Here is a 24,774-nt window from a genome sequence, read left to right as displayed (position 1 = left end):
GGCGAAGATCCAGATACAGCCTGGTCGCGGGCTTCCCAGGCAGGGCCCTGTCGGCCCATCCACGGTAGCGAGACTGCCTCGGCATCGGCATTCCCGGCTGCAAAACCATGGGCCAGAACTCGGCTTCCAGTCCACTGACGCGATAGTTGACAAGTGTGTCGGTCGAGGCTTAGCCTCGCTGAAACGTGGACTTCGTCACGCTGTCTGCTGTCGCTCCCCACCCCGAGTCGGAACGAAGAGATCGAGGAAACACCATGGGTAAGTTGGATGGTCGCGTTGCATTCATCACCGGCGCGGGTCGCGGCCAAGGCAGGGCGCACGCTATCCGGCTGGCCGAGGAAGGCGCCGACATCATTGCCGTCGACATCTGCGCCGACCTGCCCACCGTGCCCTACTCACTATCCTCGCTAGACGATCTCGAGCACACCGCCAAGCTCGCCGGCGAAGCAGGAGCCCGAGTGGTCACCAAGGTTGCCGATGTCCGAGACATCAACGCCCTGCGCACCGCCTTCGACGAAGGCGTTGCCGAACTCGGCGGCCGCATCGACATCGTGGTCGCCAATGCCGGCATCATGCACTTCGGTGACGTCGACGAGAATCACGAAGACGACGACGCATCCTGGGAACTCGCGGTCGCCGTTCTTCTGACCGGTGTGCGTAACACCATCAAGGTGGCCAGACAACCCCTCATCGACGGCGGCCGCGGCGGCTCCATCATCATCACCAGCTCCGCAGCCGGACTCAAGGGCATGTCCGATGGAAATGGCGGACCAGACGGCTATGTGGCCTCCAAGCACGGCGTCATCGGCCTAATGCGCACCTATGCCAATATTCTTGCCCCACACAGCATCCGAGTGAACACAATTCACCCCACCGGCGTCATGACCCCCATGATCATGAACGAATCATTCGCCGCATGGGTCACCACCCATCCCGAAATCGCCGACCGCATGACCAATCCAATGCCTGTACCCGCTCTCGACCCCCGCGACGTCAGCCACACCGTCGCCTTCCTGGCATCCGATGAAGCCAAGTACATCACCGGCGTAACCCTGCCCGTCGACGCTGGCTTCAACGCCCGCCTCTAGGTCCACCATGGTGGTCCACCAGTCGGGCGGGTGGGCCACCGAACCTGGTGCGCAGTCGCACAGAGTGCGTGTACTGGGCCTACTTCTGACGGTCGACAGTGCGCCTATCCGGGCCCAGCTCCGATCGCGGGTACGACGAACTTCAACAGATGGCTGAAGAATCGCGTCCGCGATTGCTCGTCGGTGGCCTCACATTTCCGATCACTTGGTCGTTGACGTTCGCCTATCAGATTCGCAACTACGCGAATTCCTCGCAGCTTGCGCTCTACGTCGACTGTCGAATTGTTCAATCCACGTTCGGTCAGCACGCGCACCACTCCGGAACATCGCCGGCCGACGGTGCGGGCATGAATCGCGCTGCGGGGCAGAGAATATCGGTGATGCGGACCCGATCTATGGAACCAGTTCCGATGCCGGCCCGAACAACAGCCGTGCGAGCATCTGCGGGAGGATGGTGGTGGTCAGGAACGCGACATTGAACAAGACGACCCAAGAGACCAGAATTGCGAGCTGGCCCGGCTTGCGTCGGAGGACAACTCGGGCAGTCAGCTCGAAGACGTCCTCCCCCTCAGCGCTTCGCCACATCATCGCGAAGGCAACCAGGGCGATGAACGGCACCTGTTCGACGATGGGCCACACCAGGGGGAAGGCGCCGTGGCCGACGGTCAGGCCCGGCCCCCAAAGAATGTGGGTGTAGTGCCACAGCCCCAATCCGGTCGCAAACCCCTCGAGAATCAGGTCGAAGACATAGAACACCGGGAAGCTGACCGCAGCCGCCAAGATGTACGGGTTTCGCGTGGGCCACCGCTTGCGGACGTAGTTGACGACCACCTCCATCTGAACGAAGAGCAAGCCGTAGAAGATCACATATCCGGCAATGAACCACCAGCACCGGACCGGACCCGTGAAAGCAGTGTCACCCCACGTGAAGGTCCAGAATCGGTCACTGTAGAGCACGTAGGAAGCCCAGTCACCGTACGTCTCCTGCCAGAATGCGGAGGATGACGCCACCGCGACAAGGAGTAACCGACTGAGTCGACGTTCCTTCACCGATTGCGCGACGCCCACCCCTAGCACCGCGAGCGCGGCGATGATGAAGCCGATCTCCCAAACCCGGAATCCAACCGGATGCTCAAGGGTCCCGCCGCTCTGCGCGGCGAAGACGAGCAATCCGGCGCCCGCAGCAAGGGAGACAACGACGATCAGTGCAGCGCGAGCCGAGAACAGCGCACGCACCTCATCACTTCCGGGAAGAATCGCTGCTTCCGAACCGACCCTATCGGCACCAATCGGCATAAACGCTCCTTGACTCACGACGGGAAGGAATCACCTATTCCCGATTCGGCGGATCTGACAACATCCGACCTATCCGACGCATGTGACGTGAACAACACAACCAGACTGTCAGAAACTTGGCAAGTGTGTCGTTTTTCGTAGCCGCGCCTGCGCCGGCTCAAACTAGGCCAGGCGAAGCGCGGTTGAAACCCCAGAACATGCACCCCGAGCCAGATGTGGAATATCGACGGCGGGCGTCGGCCAATTGCTCGGGCTACTCCCCTGCGTCGAGCTCCGCGAGGATCTCGTCGGTGTGTTCACCCGGGGCGGGCGCGTGGCGACGCACGGTAAACCGTTCGCCGTCAACAACTGCGGCCGATCCCACATACGAGATTGGCCCTGCTACCGGATGCTCACCCTCGACGAAGACGTTACGACTGGCGACGTGCGGATCAGCCGCGACCTCGTCGATACTCTGGTGCGCCGCCCCGAGCGCGAACCCGTGCTCTGCCGCCAATGCCAGCCACTCGTCCAAAGTCCTCGTGGCGATCACCTCGGCGACTAGTCGGCGCTCGGCGTCGTCGCCCCAGTCCACTGATCCGTTGGACGTGTCGGCTTGACGGCCGATCAGGTCATCGCGCCCCGCGGCTCCTGCCCACTTGTCCCAGAAGCGTTGCTCGATGCACCCGAACAGAACGACCTTGCCATCGGCAGTCTCATAGAACTGATACCGCGAACCCGTCATCTCGCCACCGGATCTGGCTGCCATTCCCGAGCGGTCGGTGATGCGATAATCATTTCTTTGCAACGTAATTGGCAACCACGCTGTCATGGCGGTTGCGTCCGAGCCCGCTACATCGACGTAGGCCCCGATACCAGTCTCCCTCGCGCGCACCACCGCCGCTACCGCATTCAGGGCAGCATGCAGGGCGCCTACGCTGGTGGATTCACCGCCTAGGTTGGCTCCATCCTGTTCGAACGAGCCACGATGGAGCAGACCATCGTCGCCGCGCCGGACAGCGTGCGCGCCGACCAAAGCGTTCATCAGCATCCCGTGGGTGGGAATCCGGGCATACGGACCCGTTGCGCCGAACCCGGTGTGCTGCACGTAAACAAGGCTGGGTTTGCGCGCCCGCATGGCGTCAGGCCCCACGCCGAGTTTGTCGCACACCCCCGGACGATTGCCGTCGACGAAGATGTCCGCGGTGTCGATCAGCTTCCAGAAATTTTCGCGGTCGGCTTGCTGGGTCAGGTCAAGCAGTATCGACCGCTTGTTCCGGTTCACCTGAGCGTGCGGGACGCTCACACCGGGAACAATCTGGCCAAGGAAATACCGCAAGTAGTCTCCGGCGGGCGGTGATTCGACCTTGATCACATCGGCGCCGAGATCACCGAGGAGCATTCCAACGGTGTCACCGTTGAGCAGCACCGCCGATTCCACCACGCGCACGCCTTTTAGCAGGTTGGACACTGTGAGCCTTTCGCAGATTCCGAAGAAGGGTCGTACTGCTCAGCGCAGAGCGATCGCCGAACCCGTGCGACGATGCTTGGGCGTCCCGAACACCGGTGCCAGGAGATGCCCGGGGACGGCGTCCACCACACCCGGGATGGCGTTGACGAATGCCGCCACCGAGGTGAACGATTGTGAGTCCATCCAATGGTCACCGTCGGGGTCGTTTGCGTGCCCGCCGTGCCGGACACCATCGGCGAAGGACAGGCCACGCGCGTACCGGACTTGCAGTGACGGCGTCCCCTCGACGGTGATGATCCAGTCGTTGTCGGCTTCCCATCCCCGGATCTCCAGGTCGCACACCCACCGGCAGGTGACAGTGACAAACGGCTCATCGTCGACGATTCCAGTCCAGGAAAACTCCGTTCCCGCAACAGTTCCCGGCGGAACCGGTGCAGTCACCGCGGTCAGCTCACGATCCGTGACGGCGAAACGCGCATCCACGTCGACCCGATCCAGCCGTTGCCCCAGCTGAGCAGCCACGGCGTGGGGCGTCTGTCGGTACATGTGGTCGAACATGGCGATGATCTGATCGCGCGGGAAGTCGTCGGGCTTTGCGCCGAAGCCCAGCAGCGGGTAGACGTGTGCGTCGAGATCGGTGCAATCCATCCGTTCGAGCACCTGAACATGAGCTACTTCTAGCGTGTGCCCGGCCAGGGTGGTGGCCAACCGCTCGGCGACGAACCCAGGCGAGGAGCCCACGGCCAGCACGGTGGAGCCGCCGCGCTGGCACGCGTCGTCGACCTCACGGGCGTAGTCGTCGCTGATCCCCGACGGGTAGAAGTAGTCGTGAGCGAGAAGCAGATTCTTGCCACCGGCCAGCAACCGCATCGCATCGGCATGGCTCTGGGTGGGGTCGAATGACACCAGCGGGGTGAAGATCACCACGTCAGCATCGAGCCGATCGATCTCATCGCGATCACGGGTGACGGTCACACTGCCATGCGAGGGCAGCCCCACGAGTTCACCGATGTCGCGCCCTTCCTTGTCAGGAGAGAACGCGAAGACTCCGACGACGTCAAACTCATCGCGGCGCTGCAGGAGGGCCCGCAACACGAACCCCCCGAGCCGCCCAGGCCCCCAGACAATGACCTTGGTGCGTCCGGACATGAGCATCCCTCCGATATGTGATGTTCCGCGAGGGAACACGAGTGAGCCACAGGCCGGCATCAGGTACTGCTCGTGCCCGATTCTCGTGCCAGTCCCACCAAGGGATTATTAGCGCCCCTGGGGCAATATCCGACACACTAGTCGTTTATGCCCCGCTGACGGAATAGGAGCTGTCAGTCGGCGGTGTGGATCTCGGGTTCGTGGTGTGCGCTGGCCCAGATGATGTGGGCGATGCTGCGATTAATTGCGCTATCTTTCACCGGCGCGCCCGAGACGCGCCAGTGGTACCAGAATCGTTCGATCATTGATTGGATGGCCAGTCCCTGGACCATCGGGTCGATACCGGGCAGCCGTTTGCCGCCGCGGAGTTTGACCAGGGCTTGGCCCAGGATTTTGGCGCCCGTCATCTCGGCTGCGACACTCCATTGCCGTAGTTCGGGGTGCACGTAAGCGGCCTGTACCGCGGCGTTGACGAACGATCCGTGTTCGTCCCAGAACCTCAGGTATTCCTCGACCCACTGCGCGACATCGTCGATGGTGGCGGTTTCATTCATCCGGCGAAGGCCCTCCGCGGCAACCATCCCGGCTTCCTCGGCATCACGGCCGATCGCCAGCAGCACGTCCTGCTTGCTGGTGAAGTAGGTGTAGAACGACGCACGCCGGATACCGGCGGCTTCAGTGATATCGCTGATCGAGGTGGCGTCGTAGCCCTTCTCCAGCAACAGACGTTTCGTTTCGGCGAGGATCCGCATTTTTGTCCGCAGCCCCTTGCGGCCGACCTCGGAGGCCGGCGCCGTCTGGCGGGCACTGGTCTGGGGACGAGGCGAAGTTCTAGGCACCAGGAAATCTTGACACGACCGTCGGACTTTCGAGGGGAGCATCGACCGAGCGCCGTGAATCGACAGTCTTGTCAAGAACACTGATTTCCCGTAGCTTTGCCACAGCCCGGAGGTTCCACCCCACCGTGAGAAAGGTCGCGCGCGCCCATGATCGCTCCACCGTTGGAGAAACTGCCCAAGCCCGCGCTCCTGATCGGCGACCAGCGCATCAACGACAGCTCCGGTGGGGTGTTCAACCACGTGTACGGGGCGACTGCTACGAGCACCTCGGAGGTCACCCTCGCAGGTAGCCGGGAGATCGACCTCGCGGTCGAGGCAGCACGATCAGCGCTGCCGGCGTGGCGCGCGACCCCGCCCGACCAACGCCGCGAACTGCTGCTGCGCGCGGCGCAGCTGCTGCGCGACAACGCAGACGAACTGATCGCGATCTCCCAGATCGACAACAGCATGCCGGTATTCGCCGCCTCCGGCGGACCGACAATTGCTGCCGATGCGTTCTCCTACTACGCCGGATGGGCCGACAAGATGGTCGGTGACGTCATCCCGACCTGGCCGACACCCTCACTGGACTACGCCACGCTCAATCCATACGGCGTCGTCGGCATCATCATTCCCTGGAACGGCCCGATCTATGCCATCGGCATGACCGTGGCGCCGGCGCTGGCGGCCGGAAACTGTGTGCTCCTCAAGCCACCGGAGCTGGCACCGTATGCCGCGTTGCGCATCGGTGAGTTGTTCTTGGAGGCAGGCTTTCCCCCCGGTGTCCTCAACGTGGTGACCGCAGGCGCCGAAGGCGGCCAGGCGATGGTCGCCCACCCCGGCATCAACAAGATCCACTTCACCGGCAGCGGCGCCACCGCCAAACGCATCCTCGATACCGCCAAGGACGTCCTCAAACCGGTAGGCCTGGAACTGGGCGGAAAGTCGGCGAACATCATCTTCGCTGACGCCGACCTGAACAACGCTGCCATGCAGGCCGTGCTGGGCATGCAGGGCAGCGGCCAAGGATGCATCAACGGCACCCGAGTGCTGGTGCAACGACCTGTCTACGAAGAAGTTCTCACCATGGTCCAAGCCATCTTGGGCACGCTCGAAGTGGGCGACCCACTGGTGGCGTCCACCTTTTTCGGACCGGTCATCAACGCGACCGCTGCCGAACGAATCGTCGGGATAATCGAAACGGCTAAGGCCAGCGGCGCCCGCATCGTGGCCGGCGGCCAACGCCTCGGCGGAGAACTCGCAGACGGCTACTTCGTCGCCCCCACCGTATTCGCAGACGTCGACAATTCCTCACCACTGGCCCAAGAGGAAATCTTTGGCCCCGTCGTCGCCGTCATCCCCTTCGACACCGAAGAAGAAGCGATACGCATCGCCAACGACTCCACGTTCGGACTCGCGGCCTACATCCAAACCTCCAACCTCAAACGAGCACACACCATCGCCCAACAACTCGAGGTCGGATTGATCTGGATCAACGGCTTCCTCGGAATCCCGACATCCGTCCCCTTCGGTGGCGCCAAACAAAGCGGATGGGGACGCCTCGGCGGCTTCGACGGCATCCGCGAATTCACCCAATCCAAGAACGTCTTCATCAACCTGATGTGAACGGAATCGACACACCATGACCGACACCCAACACAGCCCCTCCCGGCCCACCGTCGACTTCGACCACCACTCCGCCGAATTCGCCGACAACTGGCGCGAGGTGACCAAAAACCTGCGCTCACAGTGTCCGGTCGCCTGGACCGAAGCCCACGGCGGCTATTGGGTGGTCTCACGCTACGAAGACGTCAAAGACGTCGCCCGCGACGACGAAACGTTCTCCTCCGACAACGACACGCTCGGCGAACGAAGCGGATACAAGGGCACCGCCATCCCGTCAGCACCCATGCAGCTGATCCCGCTGGAGGTCGATGGCCCACGGTTCAATCAGTACCGGCAACTGCTGAATCCGCTCTTCTCACCGCGCGCGGCCGACAAATGGCGTCCCTTCATCCAACAGATGGCCGACGCATTGATCGATCAGTTCTGCGAGACCGGCGAGTGTGACATCGTCAAAGATGTCGCCAGCCCCGTACCGGCAATGCTCACCATGAAACTACTCGGCCTGCCCCTCGCCGACTGGGAACACGTCGCCACCCCATTCCACGAAATATCCTGGGCCGTACCCGGTTCAGACATGTACCAGCGCGCCATCGAGGGCATCTTCGCAGTACTCGGACAGCTGTCCGAGGAGCTCGTCAAACGGCGCAACGCACCTGAGGATGACCTGCTCACCTTCCTCGTTGAGTCGACAATCGATGACAAGCCACTCTCCGAGGAAGAAATCCTCAAGATCTGCTTCCTGATGCTGATCGGTGGCGTGGACACCACAACGGGCCTGCTCTCCCACACCTACGCGTGGCTGTCCGGACACCCTTCAGAAGCACGCCGACTGATCGCTGAACCAGATCTGCTCAAGACCGCTACCGAAGAATTCCTGCGCTGGGCCTCTCCGGCGCCTGCGCTCGCTCGAACCGTCACCACCGAAACCGTCCTCGGCGGCCAGCGCCTGTGCCCCGGCGACAGATTGCTGCTGTCGTGGAGCTCAGCGAATCAGGACGAGTCGGTTTTCGGCAATCCGGATGAAGTCGACCTCGAACGCTGGCCCAACCGCCACCAAGCCTTCGGACTCGGCGCCCACCGCTGCCTCGGCTCCAACCTCGGCCGCGTCCAATTCCAAGAAGTCCTCATGGCCACACTGCGGCGACTCCCCGACCTCACCGTGAACCTCACCGCCGCACAACGCTACCCGTCACTCGGCCAGGTAAACGGCTACTCCACCCTCCCAGCAACATTCACGCCCGTCGAACCAGTCGGGGCGAAACTCCCACTCGACTAGAACTAAACCGTGGTCATCTCTGTCGCGGCAACGCTGGCAGTTGCCTGAAGTCCCGCCATCGACGTCACTTCGCATGACTAGTTCCGAGCGATCTTCCATCAGGCTGACCAAGAACAGCTCTCGGAACGTTGAAGTGGGGCATCACCGAAGTGGCAGGCGACTACCTGCCCTACCTGCCTGAGCGCCCGGACTTCATGACTGCGGCGTCCTACTTTGGACCAACCGCACTGATCGTGGCCTTTGCCTGAACGCACGTGCAGATGGTCGGCACTCCTAAGCCCCGTCGATGGCCAGGACGTTCGCGCCGTTGACAATCTGGCGCATCACGATGTAGTCGCCCTTGTAGCCACGATGGTCGTACCGCGCGAAGGAGATGTGGTTACCTGGGCCGCCGGCCGCGGCGTCAAGCCGCCGCACCGACTCTAGGCTGCGGCGCAGGCCATCACGCGTCAGCGGTTTGGCACTCGCAAGCCCATGCGCCACAACATTTCCCATGTCATACCCCTGGGCCGTATAGCAATGCATCGGCCGTCGCCCAAACCGCTTCTCGAACCTGTCGAGCATGTCGGTGAACACGCGGTTACGTTCGTCGAACTGATCGACCCCGACCCACCCCTCGAAGTTATCGATCAGGCCCACGTAGGGCGAGAGGCCGTCAATAGTTCCCATGAAAATCGACATCGTGATTCTCGCCGCGCCGTACCCATCTGCGGCGGCGCGCTGCGAAGCGCCGAGCACCGCGAAGGCGGTCGCCCCGAATCCGACGTACATATAGGCCTCAGCACCCGCGTCTCGCATTGCTTGCACTGCCGCCGTCGCCGTAGCTTCGTCCACGAACGACCCGACGCGCACATCGGCGACAATCGACGCGCCCCGCTGGCCTGCGCGCTTCTTGATCCAGCGCGCATACTCCTCGCCTAGCAGATTGTCCTCGCTGATGAGGCCGATCTTGTGCGCGCCGGAGACATCGACCGCGTAGTCGACCATCCGGATTGCCTCATCACTGAAAGTGCCGTTCGGAGTCAGGAATGTCCACGGTCCGGCGACGTCAAGCGCCCCGGACTGAGCGATGAACGGTATCCCCGTACTTTCGATGTAGGGGGTTACGACTGGCACGTTCTCGGACGTGTGCGGGCCTATGACGGCGATCGGAGCAAACTCGCTTACCACTCGGTCCAGGGCTTCTAGCAGCGTGCTGGCCCTGGCATACGGCAAGCCTTCAACCTCAATGACCTTGAGCTCTACCGGCCGATCCAGCAATCCGCTCTCGTAGGCCTCTTCGAAGGCAAGCTGGGTCGCGTCGTACTGGTCGTACAACGGCTGCAAGCCGATGCCCCAGTCTTGGACGATCGCAACACGATGCGGCTCTCGTTGACCATAGGTCGCCGGGGTCAGGGTGCGCGAGATTCCTTCGGGGTATTCGGTCATGTGCCACTCCATCGTCGGCGGGAATGAACCGACGCTATGAATTACCGACAGTCTTGTCAAGTATGCTGCACTGGTCGCGTTCTCGCGGCATGCACATTCAGAAGACATTGGGCCCGCCGGTCGGACTCATATGCGGAGAACGGTGTTCCCATCCGAACCAATCGCCACCGCGTCGGAGGGTGGTTGGCGGGATCTATCTACCTGGCGCCCTTGGGAATCACTTCACCGGCCGGCGTCATGAGCACTTCGGCGGTATCGCGGTCGCGCACCAGGGTGAACATCCGCTCCGCCATCACAACAGGATCCAGCTGGTCGGATGCAACGGCTCCCTCCACCCCGATCATCCCGGCAGCGGTATAGAACGCGGCATGGGCATCGGCTTTCGCCAGGGCCGATGCCAGCATCAGCGCATAGTTGCGAAGCCCGGCCATCGCCATGCCGAGATTCCCGAAGAACCGCAACGGTGTTCGGGCTGACCCACCGCCGACGAAGACGAGGCTGCCGCTGCGGCGCTGGACCATTCTCGGCGCCAGCACCGAACCGACCGCGACGGCGCCGAGCACCAACATGTCCAGGTGCGGTCGAACGTTGTCCACCGTGGCATTCAGGACATCGACCATCTGCTCTGCACCGCGAGGCTGGAAGATACAGGCGTCCAGCGGCGTCGCATCGTCGATGGCGGCGACGGTAGCGCTGAGCGCCGCATGATCGGTCACGTCACCGACGTGGGTGTGTACCTTCACTCCCTCGGCAATCAGCGGCTCAGCAGCGCGTCCAAGGCGTTCGGCATTGCGCGCCAGGAGATGAACGGTCCACCCTTCGGCCCCGAAACGGCGCGCCGTCGACAGGCTCAGGCCGGTGCCCGCGCCGATGATCAGCAACTGGGGCGCGCTCACTTGGCCTTCACCTCGGCGGCATTGAGCAGCGGTTTGACCCGGGTGCAGATGGTCTCGATATTGCGCATCACCATGTCCTCGGACATCCCGCCCACGGACGCCCAGAGATACACCGTCTCGACGGGGGCTTCGCCGATATAGCGCCGTGTCGCGTCGACCACGAATTCGGGTGTGCCGTAGGTGAATGAGGCCAGTGGCCCAGTGCGGTCGCTGTTGACCAGCTTGTCCACGTTGACCGGATGAGGGACCGGAGTGTCGGTGCCTTCGACCATGTGCTTGCGGTAGGAGTTCAGTTGGTGGGCAAGGTGTTCGGAGACCACGGGCCAGTCCCGCTCCGGGTCGTCGGAGGCCCAGGCCTGCAGGCCGCCGGCCATCCGCCCGGACTCGACCGGGTGCCCGGCCTCGGCCAGGCCAGCGGCGTACGGCTCCCACATTGCGCCTTCGGCCGTGAGCAAGCCCTCGCCGAGTAGCCCCGCCCGCCGGGCGCCCTTCGGCCCTTGGTATCCCATCCATATCGGTACGGGATTCTGCACCGGGCCGGGCCGCACCCCATCCGGTCCCCACAGCTCGCGCAGCGCTCGAGCGGTGCCGTCGGTGCGTCCATACCGTCGCTCCAGCGTCGTTCCATAAAGCTCGAACTCAGGGACCCGGTATCCCGTGCCCAGCCCGAGATCCAGGCGCCCGTTGGAGACCAGGTCGATGACCGCGCACTGTTCGGCCAATTCGGCCGGGTGATGCAACGGGGCAATGACGATCGCGGTGCCCAGGCGCACCTTCTTGGTGCGCGCCCCTGCTGCAGCAGCGAACGTCAGCGGGCTGGCCAGGTAATCGTCATCGAAGAGATGGTGCTCGGAGAACCAGATCGAATCGGCGCCGAGTCGCTCCGCCTCTTCACACGCCTCCAAGGTGAAGCCGTAGAGCCTGGCCGGGTCTTGCCGCCACTGCGGGGGATTGCGCAGGTCGAAGTAGACGCCGACCTTGATCGGCCGCTGAGGCTGCGACTCGGCAACTCCGGTGCCCTGCACCATGGCTTCGACCTTTCCCGCGCGTGTGGCCGCCTACCGCCCGGCCGCTGAAGAGTATCTTCCAACCTTAGCCTAATCCGCTATATGATCTAACGACCTTTCCCTTATGTGCAACGCGCATAGGCCAGCCCAGGAGACGAGAATGGCATCCGGAACACCCAAGGCGTCGATCGTCGCCGCAGCCCGCACCGCGATCGGGACCGCGCGACGGGGAACGCTGGTGAATATGCCGGCCGACGAACTCGCCAAACCGGTGGTCCAGGCCGTCGTCGAGCGCTCCGGAATCGACGTGGCCGACTTCGACGACCTCGTGCTGGCCGAGGTGCTCCAAGGTGGCGGCGATACGGCCCGACACATCACGGTCGACCTGGGGATGACAACCGTGCCGGGTATTGCGGTCAACCGCCAGTGCGCGTCCAGCCTCTCGGCAATCGCGTTCGGCGCCGGTGACATCGCCGCCGGCATGAGCCGTGCGGTGCTCGCAGGTGGCATGGAGTCGATCTCGACGAGTCCGCTGTTGCGCAAACGGCGACCATTCACCACCGGCAAGTCAGCCGATGACTACGACGACCCCTGGTTCCCGAACTCCCATCGTCCGACACCGGACGCGCCCGCATTGGACATGTCGATCACCGTGGCCCACAACTGCGCGGTGGAGTACGACATCTCCCGCCAGGAGCAGGACGAATGGGCACTGCGCAGCCACCAGCGCGCCATTAAGGCCATCGACTCGGGATCGTTCCTCGATGAGATCATTCCGATCTCGGTGCCCCAAGCTGACGGTACCGCCGCCCTCTTCAGCGTCGATGAGCATCCACGGCGCGAGAGTTCGATGGAGACTCTCAGCGGCTTGAAGGTGTTGCATCCCGAGATCGAGGGTTTCGGCGTGACGGCGGGAAACTCTTCAGGAATCAATGATGCCGCTGCAGCGGTGGCGCTCGCCGCGCCGGGGACCACCGCCAACCCGCTGGCCTCGGTACTGTCCTGGGCCGCAGTCGGCGTCGAGCCCAAGCGCACCGGCAGCGGCCCCATCTACGCCATTCCCAAAGCGCTGGAACGTGCCGGGCGCACGCTGGGCGATGTCGCACTGTTCGAGATCAATGAAGCCTTTGCCGCCCAGGCGATCGCTTGTACCCGCGCGTTGGGACTCGACGATGAACTCGTCAACGTCTACGGCTCAGGCATCAGCCTCGGGCATCCGATCGCGGCATCCGGCGCGCGCATGGTCACGTCGGCGATCTACGAATTGCGCCGCCGCGGCGGCGGTTTAGGTGTGTTGTCGATGTGTGCCGGCGGCGGCATGGGCTTCGCACTGGTCATCGAGGTGGCCTGAGCCATGCCGGAATTCGACTACGTCATCGTGGGTGCCGGCTCGGCGGGCTGCGTGCTGGCCAACCGGCTCAGCGCGGATCCGCGTAACCGGGTACTGCTGATCGAGGCCGGCGGGAAGGGCACCAATCCCCTGGTCCGCATTCCCAAGGGTTTCGGCAAGCTCGTCGGCCACCCGACGCTGGCGTGGCACTTTCCGGTTCGCCCGATCGGCCCCTCGCGGCTGGTTGAACAGTGGACCCGCGGACGTATGCTCGGCGGTTCGAGTGCGATCAACGGCATGGTGTACAACCGCGGCAACGCGGCCGACTATGACGCGATGGTCGAGTTGGGCAACCCGGGGTGGGGCTGGGCCGACATCCTGCCGATCTATCGACAGATGGAGAACCACGAACTTGGGCCCGGGGAATTGCGCGGTATCGGCGGTCCACTGGACGTCTCGGTAGACAACGACGTACCCGAGCTCTGCAACCAGTTCATCACCTCGGCCAGCCAACTCGGAATGTCGGTGACCCGTGACCTGAACGGCTCCGATGAGCCGCGGGTCGGCCCGGCCACTCGCACCATCAAGGACGGCCGCCGGATCAGTGCGGCGTGGGCGTTCCTGCGCCCCATCCGCAATCGGCCGAACTTGACCATCACGACCGACACCACCATCACGAGCGTGTTGTTCGACGCCGACAAGGCCGTCGGGGTCGCCGGCCACACCAAGTCCGGGCCCGTGAGCTTCTCGGCGGCACGCGAAGTGGTGCTCTCGCTGGGCAGCATCGGAACTCCGAAACTCTTGCAGCTCTCCGGCATCGGCCCCGCCGATGTATTGCGCAGCGCCGGCGTCGACATCCGTATCGACAGCCCCAACGTCGGTCAGCGCATGCGTGAACATCGCTGTGTCGCAGTGCAATACCGACTGGCGCGCGACATCGGCTACAACCGCGACCTGGCAACCCCGCTCGCACAGGCAAAGAGCGGGGTCCGCTACCTGCTGACCCACAAAGGCCCGATGGCTACTTCTGCCTACGACGTGCTTGGCTTCTTCAAGACGAGCCCGGAGCAGCAGCGACCCGACGCCCAGCTGCTGATGGCACCATTCTCGGCGAAACCATTCGAACCTGGAGAAGATGTCGGAGTCGAACACGCACCCGGTGTCCAGGCCATCGGGTTCATCCTTCGCCCGGATAGCGAGGGCTTCGTCAACATCACCTCGTCGGACCCGGATGCGGAACTCGACATCGACCCGAACTTCTTCGATACCGAGCATGATCGAAGGATCGCGACCGAACTGTTCCGCACCTTGCGCACGATCTTCGAGCAGTCACCCATCGCCGAGGAGATCGTGGCCGAAACCCGCCCAGGCCCTGCGGTCACCACCGATGACGCCATCATCGACGCCGCACTGGACCAGGGGTACTGCGGATACCACGCGATCGGTACCTGCGCGATGGGCCCCGACGAACTCGACGTGGTGGACGCCCAGCTTCGGGTCCGGGGCGTGCAGAACCTGCGGGTGATGGACTGTTCGGTGATGCCGACGATGGTGTCGGGCAATCTCAACGCCCCAGCCATGGCGATGGCCTGGCGGGCCGCCGACATGATCCTCGCCGACCGCTGAGGGGCGCGTTCAGATGAGCGATGCGAACGAGGTCTTCACCAGCTGCCGAATCTGCGGTGCCCGTTGCGGATTGGCAGCCACGGTCGTTGACAACCGGGTTGTGCGCATCGGGCCGGACAAGCAGAATCCTTCATCGTGGCGAGACTTCTGTGTGAAGGGTCGCACCGCCCACCAACTCGTCGAACATCCGCGCAGAATCCTGGCGCCGATGCGCCGCGTCGGTGACCGATACGTCGCAGCCAGCTACGACGAGGCTTGGGCCGAGATCGGCGCGTCGCTCTCGAGCATCATCAGCCGCGACTCCCCCGACGCAGTGGGCTGCTACTACGGCAACCCGGCCGGCTACGACCCAGGTTCCCTTGGCGCCCTGACGCAGTTCATGCGTGCACTCGGCAGCCGCAGTGTCTACAACTGGGGATCGGTCGACACCAACGCCAAAGCTGTGGTGTGCGGAGAGATGTTCGGCGTCACCATGATTCCGATGATCCCCGACGTCGACAACTGCGACTGCTTCCTGTTCATCGGAACCAACCCCGCTGAGAGCAAGCTCGTGTGGATCAGTTCGGTTCCGGACGGCTGGCGGCGCGTGCTCGCCCGCGTCGACGACGGGGCCGATCTGATCGTGGTCGACCCCTACCGAACACAGACCGCAGCCGCCGCCACCCAATACGTAGCCGTAGCACCAGGGCAGGATTGGGCATTGCTACTCGGTGTGATCAAGGTGGTCATCGAGCAGGGCCTCCACGATGCCGCAGCGTGTGCGGCCGAGGTCGGCTTCGATGCCATCGAGGCACTGGTCGCACGCGCCGATCTCCCCGATCTGGCACGACGGGCCGGGGTGGAGGTGGCAGCCATCGAGACCATCGCCCTCCGGTTCGCGGGCGCCCACAGTGCCATCGCCCTGACCCGCACCGGAGTGTCGCAGACCAGCCGCGGCACGCTCGCACTGTGGCTGTCCGAGGTCTTGACCGTGATCACCGGCAACTGGGACATCCGCGGCGGCCGCCACTTCCAGCGCGGGGCGATCAAGCCCAAACTTCCCCCTTACGATCCGACTCCGCCGCTGTCGAGGGTTGCACGCCGCCCGGCCATCGAGGGTTGCTTCTCCATCGCTGAACTGCCCGCCGAGATCCGTACCCCCGGTCCGGGCCAGTTACGCGCGCTGTTCATCCAGAATGGCAATCCGGTGGTAGCAGGCCCGCAGGGCGACCAACTCGATGCAGCGCTGGCCGACCTCGAGTTGCTGGTGGCCGTCGACATGGTGCAGCGGGAGAGCCACCGTCATGCGCACTGGCTGATCCCGGGCACGCATTGGCTGGAACGCGATGAGTTCGCCCCGTTCGCGTCCATGACCACCGAGGTTCCGTTCGTCCAGTTCACCCCGCGCGCCGTCGATCCCCCCGAAGCAGTTCTGCCCGAGACCGAGTTCTTCCATCGATTGGGTGCGCAGATGGGACTACCGGGGTATCTCACCGGAGAACCGTTCTCCCTCATGGACGCGTCCCGCGCCGCCTTCGAACGGGCGGGTCACGCCAGCTGGCAGGAACTGCTCGACCATCCACACGGCATGGTCGTGGGCGAGCGCGAATACGGGAACGCGCGAGCAATGCTGCGCACCCCGGATCACCGGATCAACCTGGCTCCGGCCCGCTTTATCGAAGAGTTGCTTCGGCAGTTGCACACCGAGCCCTCAGCTGCGCCGGACGGATTGACGCTGCAACTCGGCAACCGCCGCCGGCTCAGCTCCATGAACTCGTTTTTGAACGAACTACCCGGACCACGCAAGATCGTCGAGAGCAATCGGGCCGAACTGCACCGCGACGATGCCGATCGGCTCGGTATCGCTGATGGTGATCGGGTGAGAGTCCGGTCCGCGGCCGGCGCGATCGAACTGACCGCGGCGGTCACCGATGCGCCACGACCTGGCGTCGTTATTGTCGAACATGGTTGGGGTTCAAGGGTTTTCGATCCCAATGGCACGGCAGAACCCGATGTCGTCGGGGTGAATCGCAATCTGCTCACCGCCGCCGACGAAGAGGATCCGCTCTCGCTGATGTCGGCGTTCAACGAGACCTGGGTGACGGTAGAACCGCTCGATGTCACTCAGTCGGCGCGTTGAGCTCCGCGGCCAGCCATTGGTCGTGGCGATCGAAATGGTCCGCGGGGCGCCGGACCATGACGGCCTCGGCACTGGCCACGACTGTCCCGGTTTCGGCCAGCTTGATCTCGGCCGAGACAAACACCCGGCGCCCCTCGCGCCGCAGGACGTGGCTCTCGGCGATCAAGGGAACCTCAATCGGAACCGGCTTGCGGAAGACCACGGTCAATGTTCCGGTGACGGCGAACTCGCCGCGCAACAGAAGCGTGTGACCCACGATTTCGTCGAGAACGCCGGCAGTCCAGCCGCCATGGGCCACCTTGCGGCCGCCCTCGTCCTTCTTGGGACAAGCCAGCTCGCTGAAGACGACACCGTCCTCACGCAGCGTCTCCGCCACGAGCCCCATCCGGCAGCGGCCCGCAGCGCGACAGCCACCGCAAAGGGTGACGCCGGTATCGGAAGTCACCACGTACAGCGGGGAACTCGGATCGACATCCTTCATCGATGCCAGCGGCTCCGGTAATCCGTCAGATTGTTGAACTGTGTCAGTCATCACGTTACAGTGTAAGCCAGCTGATTTTCCATGCCAATCCAGCGACACCATCGGCGAGAACGCCCTCCCGAAGGAAAGGTTCCATTACATGTCCTCCAATGATCTCGAAGGCCGACTCTTCATCGACGGCGAGTTCCGAGATGCCAAGTCCGGCAAGTGTTATGACGTTCTGAACCCGGCTACTGACGAAGTGGTGGCGCAGGCCGCCGACGCGGGTCCCGACGATGTCGACGATGCGGTGGAAGCGGCGCGGCGCGCGTTCGACGAGACGGATTGGGGTACCGACCACAAGTTCCGGCGGCACTGCCTCGAGCAGTTCCAGGCAGCCATGCGCGAGGAGCGTGACACCTTCAGCGATATCCTCACCGCCGAGGCCGGCATCCCGAAGGGCATCCACTCCACCCACATCGATTACATGATCGACGGGATGGACTACTGGAACGACCTGACCACGTCGTTCGAATGGGAACGTCAGCTCGAGCCCAGCGTGGTTCTGGGATTGACCAGTAATCGCGCCGTGCGGTACCAGCCCTACGGCGTCGTCGGTGCCATCACACCGTGGAACGCGCCTTTCATGACGGCCATCTGGAAGGTCACCCACGCGATGTCGACCGGCAACACCGTGGTTCTCAAGAGCGCCCCGGACACGCCGCTGACTGCCGCCAAGATGGCCCAGATCGCCGCAGAGAAAACAGACATCCCGGCCGGCGTCTTCAACGCTCTCAGCGCGGCCGACAAAGGCATCGTCGGCGATGCGATGACCGGCGATCCGCGCATCGACCTGTTCCACTTCACCGGTTCACCCGGTGTGGGGCAACGCATCATGGAGCGCGCGGCCAACGGCATCCGCAAGGTGGTGCTGGAGTTGGGCGGCAAGTCGGCCAACGTGATACTGCCCGACGCCGATCTCGACCAGGCGTGCGGAATGGCCACGATGATGTGCATGACCAGCAGCGGACAGGGTTGCGCGCTCGGCACCCGCGCGGTCGTGCACGCCGATATCTACGACGAGGTGGTGGCACGTCTGCAGGCCATCATCGGCATGGTTCCCTGGGGCGATCCCACCGACCCGGGAACGATCGTCGGCCCGATCATTCGCGAGGAGCAGCGAGTCCGGATGGAAGGCATGGTCAGCCGGGCGCGTGAAGCCGGCGCCCGGGTGCTCGTCGGCGGCGAGCGTGGTGAGGTCAACGGCAAGGCGAACTGGTACAAGCCGACGCTGATCGTCGATGTCGCCCCCGATGCCGAGATCGCCCAGCTCGAGGTGTTCGGCCCCGTCTTGTCGGTGATCCGTTACGACGGCGACGACGACGAAGCCGTGCGGATCGCCAACAACACCCGCTACGGACTGTCGTCCTACATTCAGTCGTCTGACGAAGAGCGGGCGCGCCGAGTGGCCAACAAGCTGCGCGCGGGCACGGTCAACATCGGACCGTCGTTCTACCTCGGTGCGGACAGCCCCTTCGGCGGCTGGGGTATCAGCGGGCTCGGGGTCGAGCACGGAATCGAGGGCTTCCGCGAGTACCTGCAGGTGAAGACGATCGCCACACCGGGCAGCTAAAAGTTCGGCACTATCCAACCCATCAGGGACGCATGGTCGGCTCACCCGCTGCGGGTGAGCCGACCGTGTGTCTGAAGAGATTCGAGAGTCAATGAGCACAGCAGATTTCCCTGACCAGGCAGTAGCACTCGTCACCGGCGGCACCGGAGGTCTGGGCCAGGCGACTGTCCGCCGTCTGCACGCCGAGGGCCTCGGCGTCGTCATCGCCGATGTGAACGACGAGAAGGGCACGGCGCTTGCCGACGAACTCGGCCAGGGCGCGGTGTTCGCGCACACCGACGTCACCGACGCCGACAGCGTCGGTGCGGCCATTGCCGCAGCCTCGGAGCTGGGCACGCTGCGCTACGCCGTCGTCGCACACGGCGGGCTGGGCGGCAAGCCGGAACGCACCGTCAACCGTGATGGCAGCCCGGCCAGCCTCGCCGGATTCACCGGCATCATCGACATCTACCTGACCGCGACCTACAACGTGGTCCGACTGGCGGCGTCGGCGATGGCGGCCAACGAGCCGGTCGACGGCGAGCGTGGCGCGGTGGTGATGACGGCGTCGATCGCCGGATACGAAGGGCAGATCGGGCAGGCTTCTTACGCGGCGGCCAAGGCCGGGATCATCGGCTTGACCCTGGCCGTGGCCCGCGACCTGAGTGCGGTGGGGATCCGGATCAACAGCATCGCTCCCGGCACCATGCTGACACCGATGATGGCCTCGGTCGGCGAGGAGGCGCTCGCCGCGTTCTCCGCGAATGTGCCGTTCCCGAAGCGGTTGGGCGAACCATCGGAATTCGCCGACGCGGCTCGCTTCCTGCTGGCCAACCATTACGTCAACGGCGAGGTCCTGCGCCTTGACGGCGCGCAGCGCTTCCAGCCACGCTAGATGCTGAGATGACCACCACACCACGACCGGACAATGCCGACATCTACGGGGTATGGGCCGAGAGTCTGGCCGAGTTGGTCAGCTACCGCTATCTGGGCTGCCGGTCGGTACTGCACGACGGGTTCGACGCCACCGGTCGCATGCCGCTGCGAAGCGACATGCGACCGGGGGGCTCGTTGTTGGCCGCGCCGGCGGCGATCGCGATGCTGGACACCGCCGGCATCGCGATCGACCGGCACTGGCAATTGGCCCTGACTCACGTCGAGGTCAACCTCATTGGCGGCGCCCGTGGTGTCGGCACGTTGGGCGTGCAGGGTTCGATGACCCGTGCCGCGCGCAGCCAGGTGTTCACCGAGTCCCGTTTTGTCGACGCGAATCATCCGGATACCGTCGTCGGGTTCGGTACTGCCGACTGGACGGTGATCACCCCAACAGCAACAGGTTTCGACTACATCGATCCCGGCACTGGGATTGAAGACAGCCCTTACCTGCCCCCCTTGCACGATGCCTACGGTGCCGTTGCCGATGGCACCGGATTCACCATTGCCGAGGTCACCCCCAAACTCGGTGGGCCGGTGTTGCATCACGGCCCGATCCTCGTGACGCTAGAGGCAGCCGCACTGGCGGTGCTGGAACCCAGCGCCGAACAGGTCGAGTCGCTGAGCGTGCGACTGGTGCGCGCAGGCAAGCGCGGACCGCTACGCGCCACGGCGCAGATTCTCACCGAAAGCCGCACGGCAGTCCTAGTGCGATCCGATCTGCGGCAAGACGACCCCGACGGCGATCTGATCGCCACCGCGACGGTTCGCGTGCGCCGCGACTAATCGCTGTGCGCCAATCCGGCGATGCCTGGCGCCCCTGTTGATGTGCCAAGAGATGGAAGTGCTGAGATGGGAAGACTCGACGGCAAGATCGCAGTGGTCACCGGTGCGGGCCAGGGCGTTGGCCGCGGTATCGCCATCGCGATGGCGAAGGAAGGCGCACACCTCGCGTTACTCGGCCGCACGCTGTCGAAGTGCGAGTCCGTCGCCGACGAGATCCGGTCACTCCCCGGCGGTTCGGCGCTGGCCCTGCCCTGCGATGTGGGTGATCGAGGCGACTACACCTCGGCCATCTCCCATGCTGTCGACCACTTCGGCGGGTTGGACATTCTCGTCAACAATGCCCAAACCCCTGCGCAGGGAAAGATCATCGACATCACCGATGAGGATGTCGACATCACCTACCGGACCGGCACTTTGGCGACCCTCTACGGAATGCAAGCTGCATATCCGCATCTGGTGGCCCGCAACGGCGGGTCCGTCGTCAACCTCGGCTCGCAGACCGCGATAGTCGGCAACCGTGGCTTCGGCGCGTATGCGATGGCCAAGGAGGGCATCCGTGGACTCTCGCGGGTGGCAGCGCGTGAGTGGGGCCCGGACGGCATCCGCGTCAACGTCGTCGTTCCCGCCGCCGAGACGCCGGCGTCGCTCGAGTTCCGCGAGCAGCATCCTGAGCGATACCAGGGCCAGTTGAACATGATCCCGTTGCGCCGCATGGGCGATGCGGAGACCGACATCGGCTGCGCGGTGGCGGCTTTGGTCTCCGACGACCAGCGCTACATCACCGGCCAGACCATCATGCTCACCGGCGGCGGGTAACCGCCGGTAAGCACGAGACGGATCAAACCTTGGTAGCGCCCATGTCGACCGGCACCTGCGCGCCGGTCACGGCACGGGAGAGATCCGAGGCCAGCCAGAGCACCGCGTCGGAGATGTCGCTTGGCTCGGCGATTGCCACCCCCGGCAAGACTGAGCCGAACGACATCAGGTAGTTGGGATGGGCTGTGATCACTGCCTCCATCGTGGGGTCCTGGATCATCGGGGTATTCACTCCCCAGGGGTGAATGGTGTTGACCCGAATCCCATACTCGCCCAGTTCGATCGCCGCTGACTTCACCAAGCCCACCACACCGTGTTTGGCTGCACTGTAGTGAGATTGGGCGGGAAGGGATTTGATGCCGGCCACCGAGCTCGTCGCGATGATCGAGCCACCGTTGCCCGCCGCCAGCATGTGCGGCACCGCCGCTTTCATCGTTTTCCACACGCCGGTCAGGTTGACGTCGATCATCGTCTGCCACTGATCTTCGGGCATCTCCCAGAACCTGTTCCAGTTGACGATACCGGCGTTCGCGACGACCACGTCGAGCCTGTTACCGAGTTCGGGAACTGCCCGCGCCAACAATGCAGTCATCGCCTCGGCGTCCCGGATGTCGACCGCCTCGACGATGTACGGCTGGCCGACGTCTGCCAGCAGCTTCTCGGTCTCGGCCAGATCGGCTGTCGTCGCATGCGGATAGCCGTTGTGATCAGCCACCGGTGCTGCGACATCGATACCGATGATGGCCGCACCTTCACCGGCCAATCGCACCGCGTGGCTTCGGCCCTGCGCCCGCGCGACGCCAGTGATAAACGCAACCCGGCCCTCCAACAAACCCATATCAGTCTTCCTCTCCGGCAATCACAGATCGAACTCGACGACGGTACCCAGCTCGACACGCGGGCCCACGCGGCCACGAATGCCTGTCTCGACGTTGGTGAACCGAGCACGCCGATCACCCGCGGTTGACACCACGAACTGGCCGTCCACGGCCTGGACATCCCATTCGTCGGTGTTGACCACCGCACCCACGCCCGGCACTCCGATCGCCAAGGCGGGGCCCAGTGGGACCAGGGGCAACGCCGCCAATCCGGCCTCGGCCAGGGGTCCCAGAGCGTCGTGGCGCGCCCACACGAACTCGATCCCGCCGAGCAGCTCGCCGACATCGTCACCCTGACCAGTCAGACCGCTGATGGTCTCGGCGCCGAGCCCGACGATCGCACGCGGCTTCAGGCTTCGGACCATGTGCCCTGCGCGCCGGGCATCCCAGGCGTAGTTCTCCGCCAGAGCGCGAATCACGTTGAAGGTGTGCAATGCGGTCAACACCGGGTTGAACCATGGCCCTTCCCAGTTCGGCAGCGTTACCAGCGCGACGTCTTCACTGCCCAGCCCCGCGGTCTGCAGAGCTGCCTGTGCCCAGGCAATGTCGCGTTCGGCTTCCTCCCAACCGATTTCGAAATCGTGGAACTCGGTACCGACCTTGCACGATGCGATCCCGAACAACTCTGGGCGTGGCGACTGGGCCGCCACGGCGGCCATCGATGATCTGCTCATTGCCGTCCTCTCATGCCTTCACTGTGCGCGGGAACTTCGCCACACTCGACGACGTCCTGAGGATGTCATCAACTGTCATCAGGTCGACATGGGATGCGACGCCAAGTTTCTGCTCCAGCAATGCCACCGCGCGTGCATGCAGCTCGTCGATGTCGGCCGTCTTCTCGGGGGTATAGCCGATCCGGATCCGCAATTCGTCCATCTCCGTTGCGTACCTGACGATCTGGAACAGGGCGTCCCCGCACTCCGGCAGGGATTCCACCGGATCCCAAATATCCTTGATGACAAAGGACTTTCCGCCGATCCTCATCTCGTCCCCGGCGCGACCGACAACCCAGATCCGCATCTGGGTGCGGCCGCTGGCCGCAGGCTGATGGGTGACCTTGACCAGATCCTCGGACCGAAAACGAATGTAGGGCGCGGCGTTGTTGTCCAGGTCGGTGGCGATGACCTCACCGGTCTCGAGTTCGCCCACCGGACGCCCGGTGACCGGGTCGACGACCTCGATGAGCGCGGTGTCCTCTTGGATGAAGTATCCGTTGTGCTCGTGGCCTTCCCAGGCCCCGCCGGTGTCCCCGGCGCTCGTCCAGGTGAACAGGTTCACGCCCCATTCCTCACGGACCTTGCGCTCCAGCGTCGCACTGAGCGGCTGTCCGGCGAAGGCCGCGCCTTTCAGCGAGGACAGCATGTCGCGGATGTCGTATTTGGCTTCCAGCGCCTCAAACTCCATCACCGTGGGCATGAACATCTGGAAGTAGCTGACCTGATGGCGTTTGATCGCGTTGAGGACGCGCTCACCTTCCCCGATCCAGCCGTCGATGTAGATGGGCACGAGTCCCAGCAGGCGCGCGTAGTCGTCCCAGAAGCCGCGGAAGGAGCCTGCCGGTACCAGCGCACGGTCTCCCGGGCGCAGACCCATTTCCCACAGTGCGCGCGTCGAGGTGATCGGCAGCGGCCAGGCGGCGTCCCAGATCTCGGGGAGGAACTCCGGCAGTGACGTCGTACCGGAGGTCGACGTGATCGAGGTCAGTTCGCTGCGCTCCACACAGAGCACGCCGGCGAATGGATCACCCGTCCGCTCGCGGTAGGCCTTGAGGTCGTCCTTACAGAAGGTCGGGATCTTGGCGTGGAAGTCGTCCAACGAGCGGATGTCTTCCGGGCTCACTCCGGCTCGTGACCACAGGTCCCGGTAGAAGCCGGAACGTTCCCATGCGTACGGGATCAGCTCCAGGATCCGCTTCTCCTGGGCGGCTCGGATCTCCTCGCGGCTGGCGGTCTCGATCTCGGGCTCGTAGAAGTACCGTTCACCGTGTGCTGCGGCAGTCGCAGCCGTCGAAACGCTCGGGGGTTGGCTAGCCACCATGCTCCTTTGCTATCTACACCGGCCCGTGGGCTCACACCGCCTGGTGCGCCGTGTACGTTACGCTGTAACGTGAACCACGCCACACCATAGTGGTAGATGATTGAATAGATTTCAAGCCCATCGACCCACCCCACACCCAGGAG

General features: G+C 64.0%; 21 protein-coding genes. 10 read left to right on the top strand and 11 right to left on the bottom strand.

Going from position 1 to position 24,774, the window contains the following annotated elements:
- Nucleotides 1-254 precede the first annotated feature (254 nt).
- Nucleotides 255-1,088 carry a mycofactocin-coupled SDR family oxidoreductase gene (locus OG976_RS24555; RefSeq protein ID WP_328354929.1) on the top strand — a complete coding sequence of 278 codons (834 nt, stop codon included), beginning with the start codon at nt 255-257 and terminating at the stop codon, nt 1,086-1,088.
- A 393-nt stretch (nt 1,089-1,481) separates the two neighbouring features.
- Here OG976_RS24555 and OG976_RS24550 read toward each other — a convergent pair whose 3' ends face one another.
- From OG976_RS24550 to OG976_RS24535, 4 genes are all read right to left on the bottom strand, one after another.
- Nucleotides 1,482-2,324: a spirocyclase AveC family protein gene (locus OG976_RS24550; protein ID WP_328354926.1), complete on the bottom strand. Its 843-nt coding sequence runs from the start codon at nt 2,322-2,324 to the stop codon at nt 1,482-1,484.
- A 313-nt stretch (nt 2,325-2,637) separates the two neighbouring features.
- A complete protein-coding gene (locus OG976_RS24545; RefSeq protein ID WP_328354923.1) occupies nt 2,638-3,834 on the bottom strand; it encodes a CaiB/BaiF CoA transferase family protein in 1,197 nt (398 codons plus the stop codon).
- Between the two features lie 39 nt (nt 3,835-3,873).
- Entirely contained in the window at nt 3,874-4,929 is a 1,056-nt protein-coding gene (locus OG976_RS24540) for a hypothetical protein (RefSeq protein WP_328354920.1), read from the bottom strand.
- A gap of 227 nt (nt 4,930-5,156) precedes the next feature.
- Nucleotides 5,157-5,822 (bottom strand): TetR/AcrR family transcriptional regulator, encoded by a 666-nt coding sequence (locus tag OG976_RS24535; protein WP_328354917.1) that lies wholly within the window; start codon nt 5,820-5,822, stop codon nt 5,157-5,159.
- Between the two features lie 147 nt (nt 5,823-5,969).
- Between OG976_RS24535 and OG976_RS24530 the strand changes: the two genes are divergently transcribed.
- On the top strand, nt 5,970-7,427 hold the full coding sequence (locus OG976_RS24530) for an aldehyde dehydrogenase family protein (protein ID WP_328354914.1): 1,458 nt from the start codon (nt 5,970-5,972) through the stop codon (nt 7,425-7,427).
- 100 nt (nt 7,428-7,527) lie between these two features.
- The gene (locus tag OG976_RS24525) at nt 7,528-8,703 is read left to right on the top strand and encodes a cytochrome P450 (protein ID WP_328354911.1); all 1,176 of its coding nucleotides are present in this window, start codon (nt 7,528-7,530) and stop codon (nt 8,701-8,703) included.
- 273 nt (nt 8,704-8,976) lie between these two features.
- Here OG976_RS24525 and OG976_RS24520 read toward each other — a convergent pair whose 3' ends face one another.
- The 3 genes from OG976_RS24520 to OG976_RS24510 all read right to left on the bottom strand — a co-directional run bounded on the left by OG976_RS24520 (nt 8,977) and on the right by OG976_RS24510 (nt 12,055).
- Nucleotides 8,977-10,131, bottom strand: coding sequence for an ABC transporter substrate-binding protein (locus tag OG976_RS24520; RefSeq protein WP_328354908.1), 1,155 nt, complete (start codon nt 10,129-10,131; stop codon nt 8,977-8,979).
- A 197-nt stretch (nt 10,132-10,328) separates the two neighbouring features.
- Nucleotides 10,329-11,012 (bottom strand): SDR family NAD(P)-dependent oxidoreductase, encoded by a 684-nt coding sequence (locus tag OG976_RS24515; RefSeq protein ID WP_328354904.1) that lies wholly within the window; start codon nt 11,010-11,012, stop codon nt 10,329-10,331.
- Between the two features lie 11 nt (nt 11,013-11,023).
- Nucleotides 11,024-12,055: an LLM class flavin-dependent oxidoreductase gene (locus OG976_RS24510; RefSeq protein ID WP_328354900.1), complete on the bottom strand. Its 1,032-nt coding sequence runs from the start codon at nt 12,053-12,055 to the stop codon at nt 11,024-11,026.
- Between the two features lie 139 nt (nt 12,056-12,194).
- Between OG976_RS24510 and OG976_RS24505 the strand changes: the two genes are divergently transcribed.
- From OG976_RS24505 to OG976_RS24495, 3 genes are read left to right on the top strand one after another with little or no spacing between them, the layout of a single operon-like run.
- Entirely contained in the window at nt 12,195-13,385 is a 1,191-nt protein-coding gene (locus OG976_RS24505; RefSeq protein WP_328354897.1) for a thiolase family protein, read from the top strand.
- Between the two features lie 3 nt (nt 13,386-13,388).
- Nucleotides 13,389-14,990, top strand: a complete 1,602-nt coding sequence (locus OG976_RS24500; protein WP_328354894.1) for a GMC family oxidoreductase — start codon at nt 13,389-13,391, stop codon at nt 14,988-14,990.
- 13 nt (nt 14,991-15,003) lie between these two features.
- Nucleotides 15,004-17,109, top strand: coding sequence for a molybdopterin-containing oxidoreductase family protein (locus tag OG976_RS24495; RefSeq protein WP_328354891.1), 2,106 nt, complete (start codon nt 15,004-15,006; stop codon nt 17,107-17,109).
- Here OG976_RS24495 and OG976_RS24490 read toward each other — a convergent pair.
- Nucleotides 17,090-17,641, bottom strand: coding sequence for a PaaI family thioesterase (locus OG976_RS24490; RefSeq protein ID WP_328354888.1), 552 nt, complete (start codon nt 17,639-17,641; stop codon nt 17,090-17,092). The two genes, OG976_RS24495 and OG976_RS24490, sit on opposite strands and share 20 nt — an antisense overlap.
- Before the next feature lie 88 nt (nt 17,642-17,729).
- On the opposite strand from OG976_RS24490, the gene OG976_RS24485 reads away from it, so the two are divergent.
- The 4 genes from OG976_RS24485 (at nt 17,730) to OG976_RS24470 (ending at nt 21,716) form a co-directional block, all read left to right on the top strand.
- Nucleotides 17,730-19,202: an aldehyde dehydrogenase family protein gene (locus OG976_RS24485; protein ID WP_328354885.1), complete on the top strand. Its 1,473-nt coding sequence runs from the start codon at nt 17,730-17,732 to the stop codon at nt 19,200-19,202.
- Nucleotides 19,203-19,293: 91 nt separating this feature from the next.
- On the top strand, nt 19,294-20,076 hold the full coding sequence (locus OG976_RS24480) for an SDR family NAD(P)-dependent oxidoreductase (RefSeq protein WP_328354882.1): 783 nt from the start codon (nt 19,294-19,296) through the stop codon (nt 20,074-20,076).
- A gap of 8 nt (nt 20,077-20,084) precedes the next feature.
- Nucleotides 20,085-20,900 carry a PaaI family thioesterase gene (locus OG976_RS24475; RefSeq protein WP_328354879.1) on the top strand — a complete coding sequence of 272 codons (816 nt, stop codon included), beginning with the start codon at nt 20,085-20,087 and terminating at the stop codon, nt 20,898-20,900.
- Nucleotides 20,901-20,966: 66 nt separating this feature from the next.
- On the top strand, nt 20,967-21,716 hold the full coding sequence (locus tag OG976_RS24470) for an SDR family NAD(P)-dependent oxidoreductase (protein WP_328354876.1): 750 nt from the start codon (nt 20,967-20,969) through the stop codon (nt 21,714-21,716).
- Nucleotides 21,717-21,738: 22 nt separating this feature from the next.
- On the opposite strand, the gene OG976_RS24465 is transcribed toward OG976_RS24470, so the two are convergent.
- The 3 genes from OG976_RS24465 to OG976_RS24455 are packed head-to-tail and all read right to left on the bottom strand — an operon-like array spanning nt 21,739 to nt 24,628.
- On the bottom strand, nt 21,739-22,554 hold the full coding sequence (locus OG976_RS24465) for a mycofactocin-coupled SDR family oxidoreductase (protein ID WP_328354873.1): 816 nt from the start codon (nt 22,552-22,554) through the stop codon (nt 21,739-21,741).
- A 21-nt stretch (nt 22,555-22,575) separates the two neighbouring features.
- A complete protein-coding gene (locus OG976_RS24460) occupies nt 22,576-23,268 on the bottom strand; it encodes a hypothetical protein (RefSeq protein WP_328354870.1) in 693 nt (230 codons plus the stop codon).
- 10 nt (nt 23,269-23,278) lie between these two features.
- Nucleotides 23,279-24,628, bottom strand: coding sequence for a phenylacetate--CoA ligase family protein (locus tag OG976_RS24455; RefSeq protein WP_328354867.1), 1,350 nt, complete (start codon nt 24,626-24,628; stop codon nt 23,279-23,281).
- Nucleotides 24,629-24,774: the final 146 nt, after the last annotated feature.

Source organism: Mycobacterium sp. NBC_00419 (genome assembly GCF_036023875.1).
Lineage (GTDB): Bacteria > Actinomycetota > Actinomycetes > Mycobacteriales > Mycobacteriaceae > Mycobacterium.
The sequence above is the reverse complement of the archived record's forward strand: the minus strand, read 5'-3'. Positions and strand labels throughout refer to the sequence as shown.

What these genes read in the sequence shown, in the direction of transcription:
- OG976_RS24555 (WP_328354929.1), top strand. Translation starts at nt 255, where the DNA reads ATGGGTAAGTTGGATGGTCGCGTTGCATTCATCACCGGCGCGGGTCGC.
- OG976_RS24530 (WP_328354914.1), top strand. Translation starts at nt 5,970, where the DNA reads ATGATCGCTCCACCGTTGGAGAAACTGCCCAAGCCCGCGCTCCTGATC.
- OG976_RS24520 (WP_328354908.1), bottom strand. Translation starts at nt 10,131, where the DNA reads ATGACCGAATACCCCGAAGGAATCTCGCGCACCCTGACCCCGGCGACC.
- OG976_RS24510 (WP_328354900.1), bottom strand. Translation starts at nt 12,055, where the DNA reads ATGGTGCAGGGCACCGGAGTTGCCGAGTCGCAGCCTCAGCGGCCGATC.
- OG976_RS24505 (WP_328354897.1), top strand. Translation starts at nt 12,195, where the DNA reads ATGGCATCCGGAACACCCAAGGCGTCGATCGTCGCCGCAGCCCGCACC.
- OG976_RS24500 (WP_328354894.1), top strand. Translation starts at nt 13,389, where the DNA reads ATGCCGGAATTCGACTACGTCATCGTGGGTGCCGGCTCGGCGGGCTGC.
- OG976_RS24495 (WP_328354891.1), top strand. Translation starts at nt 15,004, where the DNA reads ATGAGCGATGCGAACGAGGTCTTCACCAGCTGCCGAATCTGCGGTGCC.
- OG976_RS24490 (WP_328354888.1), bottom strand. Translation starts at nt 17,641, where the DNA reads ATGACTGACACAGTTCAACAATCTGACGGATTACCGGAGCCGCTGGCA.
- OG976_RS24485 (WP_328354885.1), top strand. Translation starts at nt 17,730, where the DNA reads ATGTCCTCCAATGATCTCGAAGGCCGACTCTTCATCGACGGCGAGTTC.
- OG976_RS24480 (WP_328354882.1), top strand. Translation starts at nt 19,294, where the DNA reads ATGAGCACAGCAGATTTCCCTGACCAGGCAGTAGCACTCGTCACCGGC.
- OG976_RS24475 (WP_328354879.1), top strand. Translation starts at nt 20,085, where the DNA reads ATGACCACCACACCACGACCGGACAATGCCGACATCTACGGGGTATGG.
- OG976_RS24470 (WP_328354876.1), top strand. Translation starts at nt 20,967, where the DNA reads ATGGGAAGACTCGACGGCAAGATCGCAGTGGTCACCGGTGCGGGCCAG.
- OG976_RS24465 (WP_328354873.1), bottom strand. Translation starts at nt 22,554, where the DNA reads ATGGGTTTGTTGGAGGGCCGGGTTGCGTTTATCACTGGCGTCGCGCGG.
- OG976_RS24460 (WP_328354870.1), bottom strand. Translation starts at nt 23,268, where the DNA reads ATGAGCAGATCATCGATGGCCGCCGTGGCGGCCCAGTCGCCACGCCCA.